This window comes from Pseudoalteromonas neustonica (genome assembly GCF_001653135.1).
Taxonomy (GTDB): domain Bacteria; phylum Pseudomonadota; class Gammaproteobacteria; order Enterobacterales; family Alteromonadaceae; genus Pseudoalteromonas; species Pseudoalteromonas neustonica.
The window spans coordinates 213444-231105 of the sequence record NZ_BDDS01000007.1 but is presented as its reverse complement, the minus strand read 5'-3'; the positions used below and the strand labels follow the sequence as shown (position 1 = coordinate 231105).

General features: G+C 41.5%; 22 protein-coding genes. 12 read left to right on the top strand and 10 right to left on the bottom strand.

The window, feature by feature from the left end:
- Positions 1–181: 181 nt before the first annotated feature.
- From rpsI to zapE, 3 genes are all read right to left on the bottom strand, one after another.
- Entirely contained in the window at positions 182–571 is a 390-nt protein-coding gene (rpsI, locus tag A7967_RS12700; protein ID WP_054204396.1) for a 30S ribosomal protein S9, read from the bottom strand.
- An 11-nt stretch (positions 572–582) separates the two neighbouring features.
- The gene (gene rplM, locus A7967_RS12695) at positions 583–1011 is read right to left on the bottom strand and encodes a 50S ribosomal protein L13 (RefSeq protein ID WP_007378318.1); all 429 of its coding nucleotides are present in this window, start codon (positions 1009–1011) and stop codon (positions 583–585) included.
- Between the two features lie 359 nt (positions 1012–1370).
- Positions 1371–2459 (bottom strand): cell division protein ZapE, encoded by a 1089-nt coding sequence (gene zapE / locus A7967_RS12690; RefSeq protein WP_054204397.1) that lies wholly within the window; start codon positions 2457–2459, stop codon positions 1371–1373.
- A 143-nt stretch (positions 2460–2602) separates the two neighbouring features.
- Here zapE and A7967_RS12685 point away from each other — a divergent pair, with 143 nt between their 5' ends.
- The 3 genes from A7967_RS12685 to A7967_RS12675 all read left to right on the top strand — a co-directional run bounded on the left by A7967_RS12685 (position 2603) and on the right by A7967_RS12675 (position 6049).
- Complete coding sequence (locus A7967_RS12685; RefSeq protein WP_054204398.1) at positions 2603–3046, top strand: Z-ring associated ZapG family protein; 444 nt, start codon at positions 2603–2605, stop codon at positions 3044–3046.
- A gap of 465 nt (positions 3047–3511) precedes the next feature.
- Entirely contained in the window at positions 3512–4864 is a 1353-nt protein-coding gene (locus A7967_RS12680) for a DegQ family serine endoprotease (RefSeq protein WP_054204399.1), read from the top strand.
- Positions 4865–4966: 102 nt separating this feature from the next.
- Positions 4967–6049, top strand: a complete 1083-nt coding sequence (locus A7967_RS12675; RefSeq protein ID WP_054204553.1) for a trypsin-like peptidase domain-containing protein — start codon at positions 4967–4969, stop codon at positions 6047–6049.
- Between the two features lie 45 nt (positions 6050–6094).
- On the opposite strand, the gene murA is transcribed toward A7967_RS12675, so the two are convergent.
- Genes murA through mlaF form a run of 7 tightly spaced genes read right to left on the bottom strand, consistent with a single transcriptional unit; the run spans position 6095 to position 10754 of the window.
- Positions 6095–7354: a UDP-N-acetylglucosamine 1-carboxyvinyltransferase gene (gene murA / locus A7967_RS12670; RefSeq protein ID WP_054204400.1), complete on the bottom strand. Its 1260-nt coding sequence runs from the start codon at positions 7352–7354 to the stop codon at positions 6095–6097.
- Positions 7355–7366: 12 nt separating this feature from the next.
- Positions 7367–7624: a BolA family protein gene (locus tag A7967_RS12665; RefSeq protein WP_007378312.1), complete on the bottom strand. Its 258-nt coding sequence runs from the start codon at positions 7622–7624 to the stop codon at positions 7367–7369.
- 5 nt (positions 7625–7629) lie between these two features.
- The gene (locus A7967_RS12660; protein ID WP_054204401.1) at positions 7630–7923 is read right to left on the bottom strand and encodes an STAS domain-containing protein; all 294 of its coding nucleotides are present in this window, start codon (positions 7921–7923) and stop codon (positions 7630–7632) included.
- The gene (locus tag A7967_RS12655; protein WP_054204402.1) at positions 7916–8590 is read right to left on the bottom strand and encodes an MlaC/ttg2D family ABC transporter substrate-binding protein; all 675 of its coding nucleotides are present in this window, start codon (positions 8588–8590) and stop codon (positions 7916–7918) included. Before A7967_RS12655 ends, A7967_RS12660 begins: the two co-directional genes overlap by 8 nt.
- Positions 8591–8596: 6 nt before the next feature.
- The gene (gene mlaD, locus A7967_RS12650) at positions 8597–9145 is read right to left on the bottom strand and encodes an outer membrane lipid asymmetry maintenance protein MlaD (protein ID WP_054204403.1); all 549 of its coding nucleotides are present in this window, start codon (positions 9143–9145) and stop codon (positions 8597–8599) included.
- Positions 9146–9159: 14 nt separating this feature from the next.
- Positions 9160–9939: a lipid asymmetry maintenance ABC transporter permease subunit MlaE gene (gene mlaE / locus A7967_RS12645; RefSeq protein WP_054204404.1), complete on the bottom strand. Its 780-nt coding sequence runs from the start codon at positions 9937–9939 to the stop codon at positions 9160–9162.
- Positions 9939–10754: a phospholipid ABC transporter ATP-binding protein MlaF gene (gene mlaF, locus A7967_RS12640; RefSeq protein ID WP_054204405.1), complete on the bottom strand. Its 816-nt coding sequence runs from the start codon at positions 10752–10754 to the stop codon at positions 9939–9941. The genes mlaE and mlaF overlap by 1 nt, the downstream gene beginning before the upstream one ends.
- A 243-nt stretch (positions 10755–10997) precedes the next feature.
- Here mlaF and A7967_RS12635 point away from each other — a divergent pair, with 243 nt between their 5' ends.
- The 9 genes from A7967_RS12635 (at position 10998) to A7967_RS12595 (ending at position 17650) form a co-directional block, all read left to right on the top strand.
- On the top strand, positions 10998–11969 hold the full coding sequence (locus A7967_RS12635) for a calcium/sodium antiporter (protein WP_054452729.1): 972 nt from the start codon (positions 10998–11000) through the stop codon (positions 11967–11969).
- Between the two features lie 25 nt (positions 11970–11994).
- On the top strand, positions 11995–12966 hold the full coding sequence (locus tag A7967_RS12630; RefSeq protein ID WP_054452731.1) for a KpsF/GutQ family sugar-phosphate isomerase: 972 nt from the start codon (positions 11995–11997) through the stop codon (positions 12964–12966).
- Positions 12966–13517 (top strand): 3-deoxy-manno-octulosonate-8-phosphatase KdsC, encoded by a 552-nt coding sequence (gene kdsC / locus A7967_RS12625; protein ID WP_054452732.1) that lies wholly within the window; start codon positions 12966–12968, stop codon positions 13515–13517. The genes A7967_RS12630 and kdsC overlap by 1 nt, the downstream gene beginning before the upstream one ends.
- Positions 13514–14068, top strand: a complete 555-nt coding sequence (gene lptC, locus A7967_RS12620) for an LPS export ABC transporter periplasmic protein LptC (RefSeq protein WP_054204409.1) — start codon at positions 13514–13516, stop codon at positions 14066–14068. The genes kdsC and lptC overlap by 4 nt, the downstream gene beginning before the upstream one ends.
- Positions 14058–14591: a lipopolysaccharide transport periplasmic protein LptA gene (gene lptA, locus A7967_RS12615; RefSeq protein ID WP_054452733.1), complete on the top strand. Its 534-nt coding sequence runs from the start codon at positions 14058–14060 to the stop codon at positions 14589–14591. The genes lptC and lptA overlap by 11 nt, the downstream gene beginning before the upstream one ends.
- Positions 14588–15313 carry an LPS export ABC transporter ATP-binding protein gene (lptB, locus tag A7967_RS12610; RefSeq protein WP_054204411.1) on the top strand — a complete coding sequence of 242 codons (726 nt, stop codon included), beginning with the start codon at positions 14588–14590 and terminating at the stop codon, positions 15311–15313. The genes lptA and lptB overlap by 4 nt, the downstream gene beginning before the upstream one ends.
- A gap of 66 nt (positions 15314–15379) precedes the next feature.
- A complete protein-coding gene (locus A7967_RS12605) occupies positions 15380–16876 on the top strand; it encodes an RNA polymerase factor sigma-54 (RefSeq protein ID WP_054204412.1) in 1497 nt (498 codons plus the stop codon).
- Between the two features lie 29 nt (positions 16877–16905).
- Positions 16906–17193 carry a ribosome hibernation promoting factor gene (gene hpf / locus A7967_RS12600; protein ID WP_054204413.1) on the top strand — a complete coding sequence of 96 codons (288 nt, stop codon included), beginning with the start codon at positions 16906–16908 and terminating at the stop codon, positions 17191–17193.
- A gap of 4 nt (positions 17194–17197) precedes the next feature.
- The gene (locus tag A7967_RS12595; RefSeq protein ID WP_054204414.1) at positions 17198–17650 is read left to right on the top strand and encodes a PTS sugar transporter subunit IIA; all 453 of its coding nucleotides are present in this window, start codon (positions 17198–17200) and stop codon (positions 17648–17650) included.
- Positions 17651–17662 lie beyond the last annotated feature (12 nt).

Here is a 17662-nt window from a genome sequence, read left to right as displayed (position 1 = left end):
ACTGAGCTTTAAAGTGTTCGTGGCGTTCTTTTACCCATGGGTTTCGTGATACCCAACCCACGCTACGGTGTATTGGTTGACACTGTACTACTCGCTAACTTTACTCTCGCTAGCTTTTATAGCTCTAAAAAACAAAAAACCCAGCATAAGCTGGGTTTTTGAATTCTTGATAACGTAAATATTAACGTTTTGAGAACTGTGGACGCTTACGCGCTTTCTTAAGACCCACTTTCTTACGCTCAACTTTACGTGCATCACGTGTAACGAAACCTGCTTTACGAAGTTGTGGACGTAATGACTCGTCAAACTCCATAAGTGCACGAGTGATACCGTGACGGATAGCACCAGCTTGACCAGTAGTACCACCACCAGAAACGGTGATGTAAAGATCAAACTTTTCAGTCATATCAACAAGCCCAAGAGCTTGATGAACAACCATGCGTGCTGTATCGCGACCAAAATACTCTTCTAAAGAGCGATTGTTGATTACGATGTTACCAGTGCCTGGGCGTAAGAATACGCGAGCACTTGAACTTTTACGACGACCTGTACCGTAGTATTGATTTGCCATGTTAGTGCTCCTTAAATGTCTAGAACCTGAGGCTGTTGTGCAGCATGGTTGTGCTCAGTACCAGTGTAAACCTTAAGTTTACGGTACATTGCGCGGCCTAAAGGACCACGTGGCAACATGCCCTTAACAGCCTTCTCGATGATCATTTCAGGCTTTGCAGCTTGAAGTTTATCAAAAGTAGTAGACTTAAGACCACCTGGAAAACCAGAGTGTGAATAGTACACTTTGTTTTTGAATTTGTTACCAGTTACAGTAACTTTTTCAGCGTTGATAACGATGATATAATCACCAGTATCTACGTGCGGTGTATATTCAACTTTATGCTTACCGCGTAGGCGATGAGCGATTTCAGTAGCGATACGACCTAAAGTTTTACCTTCAGCGTCAACTACATACCAGTCACGTTTTACTGTTTCCGGTTTAGCAACAAACGTTTTCATTTATAAAAATCCAATGTTTTTCAATTAAAACCACAGGTAATTATTATTAATTACCGCTCTAAATGTTTGCTCCAACCCCTTCGAGTTTAAGACTTGTGCGCCATTCAAAAGAGGCTAATCTAATGAAGGCAATAGAACGCAACGTGGCAGACGCGGGAGTATACCAGCACTTTTACCACATTGCTACTCAACGGTTGTTTTTTCCGCAAGAAATTTGTTCTATAAGCTGTAAGCTGTAAGCTGTAAGCTGTAAGCTGTAAGCTGTAAGCTGTCAATTTTGTTCGTATTAACTTACGTGTCAAGAAAAGCTTGCCTTAACTGACGGCTGACGGCTGACGGCTGACGGCTGACGGCTCAAGCTACGCCAAATGCTCTCTTGCTAAATACTCTAACGACTGCATTTCTTGCAATCGACTAATACAACGCTTGAACTCAAAATTAAGATTTCCTTGCGTGTATAACTCAGTGATTGGTTTTTCTGCTGAGATGATCAATGTTACGTGGCGCTCGTAAAACTCATCGACCAATGCAATAAAGCGACGTGCTGCATCATCATTACTTTGCCCGAGTTGTTTTACGTTCGATAAAATCACCGTATTATATAGTCGGCTTATTTCCATGTAATCAACTTGGCTACGTGCGCTTTCACATAGCTCAGCAAAATCAAACATCACAATACAATCGGATACTTTGCGGGTTTTGATCATTCGCCCTTCTATTTGTATAGAAGTATCGAGCTTGCCAGGCTCTGGCGATAGCTTATCAAAATACTCAAACAAGTTTTTATCAGCTTGCTCATCCAACGGACTATGAAATATCTCAGCCTGCTCCAAAGTACGTAATCGGTAATCAATACCCGAATCCACATTCACAATTTCAGTGTTTGCATTTACGAGTGCTATTGCTGGTAAAAAACGAGCTCGCTGCAGGCCATTGCGATATAATTCGTCAGGCACAATATTGGACGTTGCCACTAAAACGATACCACGAGCAAATAATGCTTCCATTAAACCGCCAAGTAGCATGGCATCTGTGATGTCTTGTACAAAAAATTCGTCAAAGCAGATAATGTCAGTTTCAGCTTTGAGAATATCAGCCACCACTTCAAGTGGATCAGCCGTTTTATTGAGCTTTTTAAGCTCATCGTGAACACGGTGCATAAAGCGATGGAAATGCACGCGCATTTTCCGTGTTCCCGGTAGCGCCTCATAAAAGGTGTCGACTAAATAGGTTTTACCGCGACCCACACCACCCCAAAAGTACAAACCTTTTATAGGAGCCGTGCTATCTTTACTAAATAGCTTCGCAAACCAACCTTGAGTCGCAGGTTTTTGAGTCGTTAAATCATCGTATAACCTTTGTAGGTGACGCACTGCATTTTCTTGTGCGGCATCATAAACAAAGTCATCACGCTGTAGATCTTGTTGGTATTTTTGCCAAGGAGTCATAGATTATTACAATAAAACACGGTTTAATTTGCGCAATATATTAACACGCATCGTAACTCGGGGTATATTATCCGCAGCAGAAATTATTTTTGAATATACGCTTTATGCGTAATTTTAGTTATTTTCCCAAAGGGGTAGAATTTATGGGTACAGTTACTTGGATCGGCATTATTATTATTGTGGCAGTTGCGGCGTTTTTCCTCGGCGCATTTGTAACTAAAAAGCAATTTAAACAAGATGAGCTAGAACAACAGGCTGAACAGGCAAAAAATGCACTTGAGCAATACCGTCAAGATGTTGCCGATCATCTAGCAAGTACAGGTAAGCTCGTTAATAAGATGAAAGACAATTATGATCAGCTACTTGATCACGTTGAAGAAACAAACAAATTACTCGTTAATGATAAAAAGCAGCACCCTGCTGAACCATTTTTCTCTAAAGAAACCACAGAACAATTACAACGCTCATTAAAAGAGCGTCAGAGCGATCGCTCATCTGCTCATGCACAACCAGCTGACTATGTATCAGGTGAGTCAGGGTTATTTGCAGGCGAGAATAAAGAGCCTGAATCAGCGAAAGCGTCTTAGGGCGCGTTGACCTTTCGTGATTGATTTTGCAGCAGTATGTTTGGTATTTAGACAAGGCAGCGCCTATGCAGTGTGGTTGTTCCCCATAAATAAGCGATAACGCAGTATAAATGCCAAACATGCGCTGCCCAAAGGGTTCTTCCTAGGGGCGATTGACTCTTTGTTGCTCGGTTTTTACTTAGCCCGCTAGGTTACAAACCTCGCGCCGCGATTAAATCGCCCCTAGATTGAACAAATTTCAATCCACAAAGGTCAACACGCCCTAGTAATTTCAAATATTCTAAAGTGTCTTGATGAACTTTTATTTGACCCCATAGTCTGTAGATAGAGCAGCTTATGTTTTATATGCATACCTAAAGACACTGAAATATATTTTCCAGTGCATTAGATACAACATTGATAAAAGGCTGCATTTGCAGCCTTTTTTGTGTGTGCTTTTTCTGTAAAGTGGAGTAAACCCTGACTATGAAAATGAAATTATCGTTAATCAGTGCAGCTATGGTATCTGCCAGCTTGTTATTAACCCCTGCAATCTCAGTGGCTAAAATGCCTATCGCAGTAAATGGTCAACAATTACCAACTTTAGCGCCCATGCTAGAACAAATAACGCCTGGTGTTGTCAGTATCCAAGTTTCTGGTTCAAAAGAAGTGCGCCGTCGCGGTGACCCGCTCGACTTCTTTTTTGGCAATCCACAACCGCGCAGCCAAAAGCGCCAATTTAGCGGTTTAGGCTCCGGTGTAATTATTGACGCCAAAGAAGGTTACGTTGTTACAAACAACCATGTAGTACAAGATGCGCAAACCATGCTTGTTACACTTGAAGATGGCCGTGAATATGAAGCGAAGAAAATTGGCAGCGATAAAGAATCCGATATCGCCCTTTTACAAATAGACGCTGAAGACTTAATCGAAGTGAAACTTGCTAACTCTGATCAACTTCGCGTTGGTGACTTTGCGGTGGCGATTGGTAACCCATTTGGCTTGAGTCATACGGTAACATCAGGAATCGTTAGCGCTCTTGGCCGCAGCGGCTTAAATATAGAAGGCTACGAAGACTTCATTCAAACTGATGCAGCTATAAACCAAGGTAATTCCGGTGGCGCATTGGTTAACTTAAATGGCGAGTTGATTGGTATTAATACCGCTATTTTAGGCGCATCTGGTGGTAATGTAGGGATTGGCTTTGCAATTCCTTCCAATATGATGAAAAACCTCGTCGATCAAATTGTTGAACATGGCGAAGTACGTAGAGGCTCATTAGGTATATCTGGCCGCCCTCTCGATGCAGGCCTTGCCAAAGCGCAAAAGCTAGATGTAAAACAAGGTGCTTATGTGATGAAGGTCACTGATGATTCAGCTGCAAGTAAAGCAGGGATCCAAGCAGGTGATGTAATTGTTAGTATAGATGGCACAGATATAAGTGGCTTCCATGAGCTACGCAGTAAAATTGCGACTCTGGGCGAAGGTAAAAAAGTTAAATTGGGAATTTATCGCGATGGTAAAATCAAAACGATAAAAGTAACTCTTGATGGTGCAGCAGGTCTAACAGCCGCTGGTGATGAACTACATCCTGCATTCCAAGGTGCAACTCTCGAAAGCGTACAGAAAAATGGCGCTAAAGGAATTGAATTAACATCTGTCGATCCTCGTTCTCCATCAGCAAGAGTGGGACTTGAGGAAGGCGACATTATTATGCAAGTGAATCGTCAACGCGTCGAATCGATTCGTGATATGAACAAAATCATCGAAAACACCAAGGGAAATATTGTACTTGGCGTAAAACGAGGCCGCGAATCTGTATTTGTACTCATTCAGTAAGCAATAAACACATTTAATAACATAAAAAATAACAGTGGCACTTGCCGCTGTTATTTTTTTTGTGCCATCATAAAGGGAATGCCCACTAATAATAAGAAAACCGTGCTGAAATTCTTTAAGTTTGTCCTTCCACCACTTTTTGCAGGCCTTGGGATTGCGTTTTTAGTGGTGTTTTTTAGCCCTAACATGCGAGCGTCACTATTACCTAACGTCCCCTTGCCCAGCGCAATGAGTGCACAACATCTTAGCTTTGCTGATGCAGTGCAACGTGCTGCACCTTCTGTTGTCACTATCTTTTCAGAAAGCATTTCTAGCCAACCTCGTTATAAGCGCCAAAATACCGTAAGGGAGTTAGGTTCAGGGGTAATAATGTCTAGTGACGGGTACATTTTAACGAACTATCATGTCATTAATAATGCTGATCAAATTATTGTAATTTTAACCGATGGCCGACGCTTTTTTGATGTGCAGTTAATTGGCTTTGATACCATTACTGATTTAGCGTTATTAAAAATTAATGTAGAGCATTTGCCTGTTATTCCAATCAGTGAGCGATTCTCGCCCCGCGTTGGTGATGTAGTGCTGGCAATAGGTAACCCATTAAACCTTGGCCAAACAATTACCCAAGGGATTATAAGTGCTACAGGTAAGCAAAAAATCACCGATAGTCCCTATAATAACCTGCTACAAATGGATGCTGCGATTAATGTCGGTAATTCAGGTGGTGCACTGGTTAATTCCAATGGCGACTTGGTAGGCATTACTTCCGCACAATTTAAAACCCGTGAGAATTTAGATATTCAGGGTATTTTCTTTGCTGTGCCTTATTCATTGGCGAAAGAAGTTATGGATAAACTGATCCGCCATGGTCGTGTTGTTAGAGGTTACTTAGGCTTTACGGGTACTGCCGTAGATACGACTGGCAAAGAAGTAAGTGATAACTTTACACCGGTTTCAGGGCTGCGTATTACTAATTTAGACCCGTTAGGTCCAGCATGGCAAGCGGGCATCAAAGAGCAAGATATTGTTATTAAAATTGCGGGGGTGAGCGTATCTAACCCACAACAAACATTGAGTACCATAGGAAACTCAGAACCCGGTGAAAAAATTGAGTTTGAGCTTTATCGTGACGGAAAAATTCAAAAAGTAATGCTGACAGTTGCAGAGCTAGAAACCAAGTTATAAAAACCTAGGGTCCTAGGACCCTGGAACCCTAGGACCTAGAACCACTTAACTACTTCTACGCTTAATATTTGCACCCAACGCACTCAGCTTATCTTCGATACGCTGATAACCACGATCTACATGATAAATACGGTCAACAACCGTTTCACCTTGCGCAACAATACCGGTCAAAATTAAGCTTGCAGATGCACGTAAGTCAGTTGCCATTACCTGTGCGCCGCTCAAGCTTTTAGTGTCGCCACAAATTGCAGTGTTACCTTCTAAGCGAATATTAGCGCCCATACGTTGCAGTTCAGGAACATGCATAAAGCGGTTTTCAAAAATCGTTTCTGTGATTGTTGCACTGCCATTTGCAACCACATTTAACGCGGTAAACTGGGCTTGCATATCAGTTGGAAAACCCGGGTGAGGCATGGTTTTGATATTAACTGCTTTTAACTCGCGGCCACGCATATCTAAATAAATGCTATCGCTATGAACTTCAACTAATGCATTAGCGGCGCGTAATTTTTCAATGACTGGCTCAAGGCTATGAAAATCAGTTAACTTACATAACACTTCGCCGCCAGCCATCGCTGCGGCAACCAAAAACGTACCGGTTTCAATGCGATCAGGTAAAATGCGGTGCTCACACCCACTTAGCTTTTCGACACCTTCAACTTCTATACGACTAGTGCCTGCTCCGGTGATTTTTGCACCCATTGCAGTTAAGCAAGTAGCTAAATCAACAATCTCAGGTTCACGAGCCGCATTCTCTAATACTGTTTTACCATCAGCAAGCGTTGCCGCCATTAATAAGTTTTCAGTGGCTCCGACGCTAACCATTTCCATATAAATTTCAGCGCCTTTGAGTCGCCCATCAACGGTGGCATTGATATAACCATTTTCAACGTTAATCGTCGCGCCCATGCGCTCTAAACCTTGAATATGAATATCAACTGGGCGCGCACCAATAGCGCAACCACCAGGCAATGATACTTGCGCTTGACCAAAACGAGCAACCAAAGGTCCAAGTGCAAGCACTGATGCACGCATTTGTTTAACAAGCTCATAAGGGGCAAGTGTTTTATCAACTTTGCCACCATCAATTATAAGCTGATCGCCATGCCATTGTATTTCTGCGCCAAGCGTTTTTAATAGTGCTTCAGTAGTGCCGATATCACGTAAGCGAGGGACATTGTTAAATGTGCTTTTACCCTGTGCTAACAATGCAGCAAATAAAATAGGTAAAGCTGCATTTTTAGCGCCTGAAATAGTGACTTCACCGGCAAGCCCGGTTCCACCCTGAATTACAAATTGATCCATGAGGAAACCTTTTTATTGAGGTAAAATGAATTTTTGTTCGCGCTTCCACTCTGTCGGGGTAAAAGCCCGAATCGATACAGCATGGATCGTGCCGTCAGAAATCGTATTCATTAACGGGCCATAAACTAGCTGTTGTTTTTTTACACGGCTTAACCCGTCAAAACATTCACCTACAGCAATCACTTCATAATGACTACCGTTGGCTTTAACATGTACTTCGGCTAATTGCAGTTCGTCGCGCAATAAAGTTTCAACTTGGCTAGTTTCCATAACTCTCACTCAAATAGGTTTGTGACCTGCCCCAACTGCATTAATTTTTGCAATTGTTCAGGGATATTTTGCAATTCAAGGCGTATGCCTTGTTGCTTTAATTCTGCGAAAGAGTGAATTAACCAAGCTAAGCCCGCCGTGTCAACCCTAGATACCTCAGAAAGGTCAAAATACCATGTTTTATGGTTACTTTGTGAGTGTTTATTAACAAGTGGTTCAGCTGAAATTGAATTTCGGGTCAATTCTCCACTGACCCGAAACTGCGCATCACTGAGTTTCGTGACGGTGACTTTACTCATCACCACCTTCACCTCTAAACTGCACTGGTAATGTGCTTTTTTGCTCTAGTAAGTTACTTACATGCTCAATACCTTGCTGGCGCAAGATACCTTGAAATTCACTTTGCTTGGCATCTAGTAAGCTAATACCTTCAGCAACCATATCATAAGCACGCCATTCACCACTTCGATCTTCACGTACTTTGAAATCTATTTTGATTTCTGGCTTACCCGGCTCAACAATTTTAGTTTTAACTAATACGACGTCTTGTCCTGCAAACGCCTTACTTTGGCCAAACTCAACTTGCTGATTAGTGTATTGAGTAAAAACCCCCGCATAAGTCGCTACTAAATACTGCTGAAAAACATCAATAAAACGTTTAATGTCTTCAACTGCTTGCTTTTGCTCTGCTGGATCTTTAATTGCACGCACTTTTGATACATGACTGCCTAGTACACGTAATGCCGCATACTTATAATCTATATAAGGCATAAGCTCTTCACTAACAATCACACGCAGGTGCTCGTTGTCTTGTTTAATTAAAGCCTGATCGCGCGTAATACGCTGAAAAGTGTTATCAGATACTTGGCGGACCATTTTATATGGGTCTTTCAAATCAACTGCATCACTGGCTACACTAACGGCGCTGACGGTCAACGCTAAAACCATTAAAAACTTTTTAAACATAATAAATTACTCGCCACCTTGATTGAATAAAAACTGCCCAATTAACTCTTCAAGCACTAATGCTGACTTAGTATCAGTGATGTAATCACCATCATTTAGTGCCTTACTTTCGACACCAAATAATTCATCTAATCCTAAATCTTGATCGTTACTGGTTACTTCCTGACCCATACAGCGCTGTTCTGCAGATTTAGGCGCTATCACTGGGTTAATACCTAAATACTGCTCGCCTAAAATACCTGACGTTAAAATAGAAACCGAACTGGTATCTGAAAAGCGACACTGATATAGGGCATCTATTGTCATATCTACCACAGGTAAAAACTCCTGAGGATGAACCGAGATAGCTTCAACACGGCCAATAACAACACCACCGACCTTGATTGGCGCACGTGCTTTTAATGAGCCAATATTTTCAAATTTAGCTTTTAACTGATAGGTTTCACCGCTACCGCTGATCCCTGCGTTTGCGACCTTTAATGCCAACATGGCAAATGCAGCAATTCCTAACGCTACAAAAAAGCCAACTAAAATTTCTAATTTCCGTGAATTCATTATTTATACCTTTATTAGTTGGTAAACATTACCGCAGTCAAAATAAAATCAAACCCTAAAACAGCCAACGATGAGTGCACAACCGTTTCTGTCGTTGCTTTACTTATCCCCTCTGAAGTCGGTATGCAGTCATATCCTTTATAAAGTGCTATCCAAGTAACGACGATGGCAAATACAAAACTTTTTATCATGCCATTTAAAATATCTTGTTGGAACGATACTTGAGATTGCATAATTGACCAAAAGCTACCGGTATCTACGCCTAGCCAATCAACACCAACAAGATGCGCACCAATTATTGCTACCGCAGAGAAAATTAATGCCAGTAATGGCATGCTGATAAAGCCAGCCCAAAAACGCGGCGCAATAATACGCTTAAGCGGATCAATTGCCATCATTTCAAGGCTCGATAATTGCTCTGTCGCTTTCATCAACCCTATTTCGGCGGTTAATGCACTACCTGCGCGCCCAGCAAATAATAATGCGGTCACTACCGGGCCTAATTCTCGTAATAAGCTCAATGCCACTAACGGGCCCAAGCTATCTTCTGCACCATAGCCCACCAAAACCGTATAACCTTGCAGCGCAAGCACCATACCTATAAACAGCCCTGACACCATAATAATCAGCAGTGACTGCGAACCTATCATGTATAACTGACGAATTAATAGCGGGGTACCTTTTCTAAAGTTAGGTATATTCCACAAGGCACCAACTAACATTTGCGTTGAACGCCCTAACGCCGCAAAACGACCTAAAGCTTTATGGCCTAGCTTTTGAAGTAAATCAAACATCAGCTATGCACTCCGAGTAACTCTTCATCGTATGGTTGAGCAGGAAAATGAAATGGCACTGGACCATCTGACAAGCCTTTTAAAAACTGTTGCACTAACGGTGATTCATGATTACGCATTTCATCAGGCGTGCCACACCCTATTACGCCTTGATCAGCAATAATGATCACGTGGTCAGCAATGCTCATCACTTCAGTAACGTCATGAGTCACTATCAACGATGACAAACCTAACACCTGATTTAACGACTTAATCAATTTCACCAATACTCCCATTGAGATTGGATCTTGCCCTGCAAATGGCTCGTCATACATTATCAACTCAGGATCAAGCGCAATTGAACGTGCCAGCGCTGCTCGGCGTGCCATACCACCTGATAATTCTGAAGGCATAAGATCTTGTGCGCCACGCAAGCCCACAGCTTGCAACTTCATTAATACAACAAGGCGAATTAAATCTTCACTTAAGCGGGTATGTTCTCGTAGTGGAAACGCGATATTGTCAAACACGGACATATCGGTAAACAATGCTCCACTTTGAAATAACATGCTCATTTTGGTTCGCGCAGCATAAAGCTCTTTACGCGACATGGTCGGGATATTATCGCCTTCAAACAAAATAGTGCCATTATCTGGTTTCAACTGACCGCCAATCAAACGTAGCATCGTCGTTTTACCAATGCCGCTAGGGCCCATAATCGCCGTTATTTTGCCTTTTGGAACACTGAAACTCATATTTTTATATATGCTTCTGTTGCCCCGTGAAAAGCTCACATCCTTGATTTCTACTATTGGTTGCGACAAGTCGCTCTCCATTACTATTTTCCTAGTTTTGCTATTTTAAGGGTTTTTCCACCAAGATGGAAAAAACAAATCGTAAAATTTTGTAATATTTAATGTAAAAGTAACCTCGCTTACATATTCACCTCTAAATACCTCCTTACTACGTTACTTTTAAAGGCAAATCTAACAAGTTGACCTGATTCTTTTATTTATACTTTCAGGTTGGCTTTTGTTACTATTTGCAGCCATCTCATTTTGAATAATTGGCGTAATATAATGGTGACTTCATTTGTCATTTTAATTCTTGGTTTTGCAGCTCTGGTTTGGAGTGCTGATCGCTTTGTTTACGGTGCTGCTGCATTAGCTAAAAACTTAGGGATCCCTACTTTAATTATCGGTTTAACGGTTGTTGCAATGGGCTCATCCGCACCTGAAATGATGGTGTCAGCCTCTGCTGCACTCGCTGGTAAAACTGACACTGCAGTGGGTAATGCTGTAGGGTCAAATATCACCAATATTCTTTTAGTACTTGGTATTACAGCATTATTCAGACCTTTATCTGTTTCTTCAACGACTTTAAAACGTGAAATGCCCCTTGTGTTGTTAGTATCAATTGCCGCTTGGTACATTTTTTCTGATAACTATTTTTCATTTTTTGAAGGTATTGCGCTAGTTATTGGCTTTGTTGTTTTTATTGCCGGTCTTATCCTTGTATCTATTCGAGCAAAAAACGAAGCAGATGACCCGTTTGTTAGCGAAGCATGTGAAGATGTGCCAGACAATGTAACAACTAAGTCGGCGCTTTTTTGGTTAGTCATTGGCATGATATTACTGCCAGTAAGTTCGCATTTTTTAGTTGGTTCAGCCGTTGACATAGCACAGTACTTTGGTTTGAGTGACTTAGTTATCGGTCTAACAATTATTGCCATTGGTACAAGCTTGCCAGAACTTGCAGCATGTATTGCTGGGGTCCTTAAAAAAGAAGATGACTTAGCTTTAGGTAATATCGTTGGTTCAAACTTATTTAACATATTAGCCGTATTGCCACTGGCTGGTATTATAAACCCATCGATCATTGACCCTTCGGCAGCAAACCGCGATGCATTAATAATGATTGGTGCAACCATCGCATTAATTGCCATGTCCTTGAGTTTTAGAGGGTCACGACGTATTACTCGAGTAGAAGGTGGCATATTACTGATCTCATTTTTAGTATACCAAGGTTATATTTTCAGCCAAGTTGCTTAATGCACCTCATAAAATGGATAACACAATGACGCAGTTAAATTTTATTGAACAAGGTAAACGAGTCCTTGAAATAGAACGCCAAGCCCTTGCTGATATTGCTCAATACCTTGATCATAATTTTAATCAAGCCTGCCAACTAATGTATCAATGCAGCGGTCGGATTATTGTCGTAGGCATGGGTAAATCTGGCCATATTGGTAATAAAATAGCGGCAACGTTAGCCAGCACAGGTACCCCTGCTTTTTTTGTGCATCCAGGAGAGGCAAGCCACGGCGATTTAGGTATGATCACACGTGATGATGTGGTTATTCTTATCTCTAATTCAGGTGAAACCAGTGAAGTATTAAACATTATCCCGGTCATAAAGCGCCTTGGTGCAAAAATGATCGCAATGACCGGCAATCCTGACTCATCAATGGCTACATGGGCTGATGTTCACGTATGCGTTAAAGTAAGCCAAGAAGCATGCCCGCTTGGCCTTGCCCCAACAGCAAGCACAACAGCCACGCTTGCTATGGGGGATGCAATGGCAGTTGCCCTACTGGAAACGCGAGGTTTTACTGCTGACGACTTTGCACTATCACACCCTGGTGGAAGTTTAGGCAAACGCTTATTGCTGTGCTTAAAAGATATTATGCATACTGGCAATACAACGCCTATCATCAAAGACACGCAATGTATTAAAGACGCGTTAATTGAAATGTCGGCTAAAGGCTTGGGCATGACCGCTATAGTTGATAATTCGGGTCAACTTGCTGGCTTGTTCACAGATGGTGATTTGCGCCGAATTTTAGAGCAACGAATTGATATTCACAGTACTTTAATTAGTCACGTAATGACCCGTTCTTGCACAACAGCTACAGCCGATATGCTAGCAGCCGAAGCGCTTAATATCATGGAGAATAAACGCATTAATGGCTTAATTGTCATTGATGAAAATCACCACCCTATTGGCGCACTTAACATGCAAGATTTGCTAAAAGCAGGAGTTTTATAATGCAATTTGCAGACTTATACCAACCACTTTCAGACGATGCGCAAACCCGCGCCAAAAAAGTTAAATTACTTATTTGTGATATTGACGGGGTATTCTCTGATGGCCGTATTTATCTTGGTAACCAAGGTGAAGAACTAAAAGCCTTCAATACTAAAGACGGTTTTGGTATCAAAGCGCTTATCAATAGTGGTTTTGAAGTAGCCGTGATCACAGGCCGCCATTCACAGATAGTTCAGCAACGAATGACTAGCCTAACTGTACCGCATATCTACCAAGGCCAAGAAAACAAGTTGCACGCTTATCAAGAGCTAAAAGATAAACTCCAGTTAAGTGACGAACAAATTGCCTATATCGGCGATGACGGTCCTGATTTACCGGTCATGGAACTGGTTGGCTTTGCAGTTGCTGTAAATGACGCACACCCGCTAATTAAGCGACTATCACATTACACAACAATGCTACCCGGTGGCTTTGGTGCAGTACGCGAGCTAACCGACTTATTAATGCTAGTTAATGGAAAATCATTGACCAGTGAAGGGACTAGCTCATGAATAGTGCGCGTTTAATATTAAGCGTATTATTTATAGGTTTTATGGCGTGGTTGTGGCTCCCGTACTTTAGCCAAACAACGACCACGGTAAAAAATCAAGAAGATGTGATAGCAAAACCTGATTATACCGCGGTCGAATTAAAGCAAACCGCATTTGATGAGCAAGGTAAAATTAGCCACAAAGTAACCGCAGCAAAAATGGAACTTTATCAGCAGTTAGGATTTACTTACTTTGAAAAGCCTATTTTTACTTTATATAATCAACAGCAAACGTGGCAAATCAATGCGCAAGAAGCCACATTATATGAAAATAACCAGTTGATTTTAGAAGGCAATGTTGTTGCTAAAAATCTCACAAACAACGCAATGATTAAGCATATTAATGCCGATAATATCTTGGTTGATATTGAACAACAAACCATGAGTTCAGAACAGCCTGTTGAATTAATCGGACCAAATTTAAAGACCACCGGACGCGGCCTTAGAGCCGACTTAAAAGCCGAAGTGGTAGAACTTATTAACCATACGCGAACCATATATTATGACCAATAAATTTGCTCACTTACTTGTAATACCTAGCTTGTTCATTGCCCTTTCAAGCTTTGCTGAAGGTACTCTTCCACTTGCAGACCAAGTATCGATAAGCGCTGATAAACAGCTTGCACAGCTGAAAAAAAATGTCGGTATTTTTGAAAAAAACGTAGAGATAATCCATGGTAATCGTCGTATCACAGCCGATCACCTAGAAGTGCACAAACGTGAAGATTTAGGTGATAATAAGCAGCTGCTTGTTGCCACTGGAAGCCCTGCATACTTTGAAGAAAAACAAACAGATGGCACAATTATGAGCGCCAGCGCCAATGAGGTTCGTTACGATGTTGATAAACGCTATTTAACTTTAATCGGTAACGCCCAAGTCACTCAAGCAGGTCAAAAGATTAATGCCAAAAGTATTACATACGACATGGACCAACAATTAATTAGCGCTGAAAAAGATGAAAATTCAGACGAACGAGTGCATACAATATTAGTCCCAGTAAACACTAAAAAAGATAACGAAAAAGGTCAGCCATGAGCACATTAAAAGCTGAGTTTTTAGCAAAAAGTTATAAAGGCCGCCAAGTCGTAAAAAATGTAGGCTTAGAAGTCAGCGCTGGTAGCATTGTTGGCTTACTTGGCCCTAATGGCGCAGGCAAAACCACCACTTTTTACATGATTGTAGGATTAGTGCCAAGCGACAAAGGTAAAATAAGCATAGATGATAACGACATCACCTTATTACCAATGCACAGCCGTGCACGTTTAGGGATTGGCTATTTACCGCAAGAATCTTCGATATTTCGCAAACTGACCGTTTACCAAAACCTGATGGCGATACTCGAAACCCGTAAAGAGCTAAATAAACAAGCTCGTGAAGAAGCGCTTGATGGCTTACTTGATGAATTTAGCATTCAGCATATCCGCGATAGTCAAGGTATGGCATTATCTGGTGGTGAACGCCGTCGCGTTGAAATTGCTCGCGCTTTAGCCGCAAACCCTAAATTTATTCTGTTAGATGAGCCTTTTGCTGGCGTTGATCCTATTTCGGTGTTAGATATAAAGAAGATTATTGAACATCTTAAAAACCGTGGGATAGGCGTACTTATTACCGACCACAATGTACGAGAAACCCTTGATGTTTGTGAAAAAGCCTACATAGTTTCTCATGGGGAGTTAATTGCATCAGGCACTCCTGAGCATGTACTTGCCGACCAAACAGTCCGCGACGTTTATTTGGGTGAGCAATTTAGGCTATAAAGCCACGCCCGGCTAAGGTTCTGCTAGACTTAATTATGACAACAATAAAAGGATTGTTAGAGATACATGAGGCAATCACTCCAGCTGCGCATGGGCCAGCAACTTACAATGACACCACAGCTACAACAAGCTATTCGTTTGTTACAGTTGAGCACGTTAGATCTTCAACAAGAGATCCAAGAAGCACTAGATAGCAATCCATTACTTGAGGTCGATGAAAATGACTTTGGTGATGAATCAGGTGGTAAGAACGAACAAAAACAAGATACTGATGATCAAACTGTCAGTGCCTCAGCTGATGACACGCCAAGTGAATACGAACAAGAAAGCAGTGAAGCGCTAGCAAAAGATACCGTAAGCGACGAAATGGCGATGGATGTTACATGGGATGAATACATGAGCGCCGCACCAAGCTCTTCATCAGGGCCAATGCCTGAAGATGAATCTATTTATCAAGGCGCTTCATCTGAAACCCTCCACGATCACCTTATGTGGCAACTACAGCTGACTCATTTTAGTCCGACTGACGAAGCTATCGCGATAGCCATTGTCGAAGCGGTTGATGACTCAGGTATTCTTACACTAAGCTGTGAAGACATTGCTGAAAGTCTAAACAAAGGTAATAACGAAGAAGAAATTGAACTTGATGAAGTTCAAGCGGTATTAAAGCGTATTCAGTTATTTGATCCGGTCGGTATTGCTGCACGCAGCCTACCTGAATGTTTATGTATTCAGCTAAATCAATTTGATCCTGCAACGCCTTGGATTGCCGAAACAAAAATGATTTTAACTGATCATATCGATTTATTAGCTAGTCGCGACTATCGTACTTTGATGAAAAAGACTAAGCTAAAGGAAGATGAACTAAAAGAAGTAATGACACTCATCCACAGCCTTAATCCAAAGCCTGCGGATACCATAGTTCGAGAAGAGTCAGAGTACGTTATTCCCGACGTGTCAGTGAAAAAAATTAAAGGCCGCTGGGTGGTAGAGCTCAACCCAGATAGCATGCCAAAAATTAGAGTTAACAGCCAATATGCGGCGATGTCGCGCTCAGTAAAATCGAGCACTGACAGCCAATTTATTCGCTCTCATTTACAAGAAGCTAAATGGTTTATAAAAAGCCTAGAAAGTCGTAATGACACATTACTCAAAGTAACTAACTGCATTGTTAAACAGCAGCAAGGTTTTTTTGAGCATGGCCCCGAGGCTATGCGACCTATGGTATTAAACGATGTTGCTGAAATGGTTGAAATGCATGAATCAACAATCTCCCGGGTAACAACCCAGAAGTACATGCATACACCACGTGGTATTTTTGAGTTAAAGTATTTTTTCTCAAGCCATGTCAGTACCGAAAATGGCGGAGAATGCTCATCGACAGCAATTCGTGCACTCATAAAAAAATTGATTGCAGCAGAAAACTCAGCTAAACCATTGAGTGATAGTAAAATTGCAGATATATTGGCAGAGCAAGGTATCAAAGTAGCTAGACGAACAATAGCAAAGTACCGTGAATCGCTAGCTATTCCACCGTCAAATCAACGTAAAAGCTTGATTTAAGGCGTAAAACCACAAGAAGGAAAATGCTTATGCAACTAAATTTAACTGGTCGTCACGTAGAAATTACTGATTCATTAAGAGACTATGTAAACAATAAGTTTGCGAAGCTTGAGAGGCATTTTGATCACATCAACAATGTCCATGTTATTCTTGACGTAGAAAAGCTCAACCAAAAAGCAGAAGCAACATTACATGTCAGTGGCGCAGAGCTATTTGCCTCAACGCAGCACCAGGACATGTATGCCGCGATTGACGGGCTCATCGATAAACTCGACCGTCAAGTTATCAAACACAAAGAGAAGCACGCTCGACACTAACACTATGAAACTAAGTTCACTTACTTGTCAGGACTGCAGTAAAGCTGCGGTCCTTTTTAATAGCAAAAAACGTATCCTCGAATTTATCAGCCAATTGGCTCATGAACGGCTTCCTCACTTATCACAACAAGACATATTGAGTGCTCTATTAAATAGAGAAAAATTAGGTAGTACAGGTATTGGCCGTGGTATCGCGATCCCGCATGGTCGCATGAGTGGCGCACAAGAACCACTCGCTTTAATTTTAGTAAGCGAACAACCAATCAATTTTGATGCCATTGATAATCGCCCCGTCGATATTTTTGTTGCACTCATCGTACCTGACGGTGACAGTGAACTTCATTTAAAGACGTTGGCTACAATTGCTGATAAACTCAACGACAAAGAGTTTTGTAAACAAATACGTAGCGCAAAAACAGACCAAGATCTATATCAAGTAATTGTTGAACAGTCGTAGTTAAAAGAAGGA

What these genes read in the sequence shown, in the direction of transcription:
- mlaE (WP_054204404.1), bottom strand. Translation starts at nt 9,939, where the DNA reads ATGTTTGATTTACTTCAAAAGCTAGGCCATAAAGCTTTAGGTCGTTTT.
- rpsI (WP_054204396.1), bottom strand. Translation starts at nt 571, where the DNA reads ATGGCAAATCAATACTACGGTACAGGTCGTCGTAAAAGTTCAAGTGCT.
- rplM (WP_007378318.1), bottom strand. Translation starts at nt 1,011, where the DNA reads ATGAAAACGTTTGTTGCTAAACCGGAAACAGTAAAACGTGACTGGTAT.
- lptC (WP_054204409.1), top strand. Translation starts at nt 13,514, where the DNA reads ATGAATAGTGCGCGTTTAATATTAAGCGTATTATTTATAGGTTTTATG.
- mlaD (WP_054204403.1), bottom strand. Translation starts at nt 9,145, where the DNA reads ATGAATTCACGGAAATTAGAAATTTTAGTTGGCTTTTTTGTAGCGTTA.
- kdsC (WP_054452732.1), top strand. Translation starts at nt 12,966, where the DNA reads ATGCAATTTGCAGACTTATACCAACCACTTTCAGACGATGCGCAAACC.
- A7967_RS12665 (WP_007378312.1), bottom strand. Translation starts at nt 7,624, where the DNA reads ATGGAAACTAGCCAAGTTGAAACTTTATTGCGCGACGAACTGCAATTA.
- murA (WP_054204400.1), bottom strand. Translation starts at nt 7,354, where the DNA reads ATGGATCAATTTGTAATTCAGGGTGGAACCGGGCTTGCCGGTGAAGTC.
- A7967_RS12685 (WP_054204398.1), top strand. Translation starts at nt 2,603, where the DNA reads ATGGGTACAGTTACTTGGATCGGCATTATTATTATTGTGGCAGTTGCG.
- A7967_RS12660 (WP_054204401.1), bottom strand. Translation starts at nt 7,923, where the DNA reads ATGAGTAAAGTCACCGTCACGAAACTCAGTGATGCGCAGTTTCGGGTC.
- A7967_RS12595 (WP_054204414.1), top strand. Translation starts at nt 17,198, where the DNA reads ATGAAACTAAGTTCACTTACTTGTCAGGACTGCAGTAAAGCTGCGGTC.
- A7967_RS12655 (WP_054204402.1), bottom strand. Translation starts at nt 8,590, where the DNA reads ATGTTTAAAAAGTTTTTAATGGTTTTAGCGTTGACCGTCAGCGCCGTT.
- hpf (WP_054204413.1), top strand. Translation starts at nt 16,906, where the DNA reads ATGCAACTAAATTTAACTGGTCGTCACGTAGAAATTACTGATTCATTA.
- A7967_RS12680 (WP_054204399.1), top strand. Translation starts at nt 3,512, where the DNA reads ATGAAAATGAAATTATCGTTAATCAGTGCAGCTATGGTATCTGCCAGC.
- A7967_RS12605 (WP_054204412.1), top strand. Translation starts at nt 15,380, where the DNA reads ATGAGGCAATCACTCCAGCTGCGCATGGGCCAGCAACTTACAATGACA.
- mlaF (WP_054204405.1), bottom strand. Translation starts at nt 10,754, where the DNA reads ATGGAGAGCGACTTGTCGCAACCAATAGTAGAAATCAAGGATGTGAGC.
- lptB (WP_054204411.1), top strand. Translation starts at nt 14,588, where the DNA reads ATGAGCACATTAAAAGCTGAGTTTTTAGCAAAAAGTTATAAAGGCCGC.
- A7967_RS12635 (WP_054452729.1), top strand. Translation starts at nt 10,998, where the DNA reads ATGGTGACTTCATTTGTCATTTTAATTCTTGGTTTTGCAGCTCTGGTT.
- lptA (WP_054452733.1), top strand. Translation starts at nt 14,058, where the DNA reads ATGACCAATAAATTTGCTCACTTACTTGTAATACCTAGCTTGTTCATT.
- A7967_RS12630 (WP_054452731.1), top strand. Translation starts at nt 11,995, where the DNA reads ATGACGCAGTTAAATTTTATTGAACAAGGTAAACGAGTCCTTGAAATA.
- zapE (WP_054204397.1), bottom strand. Translation starts at nt 2,459, where the DNA reads ATGACTCCTTGGCAAAAATACCAACAAGATCTACAGCGTGATGACTTT.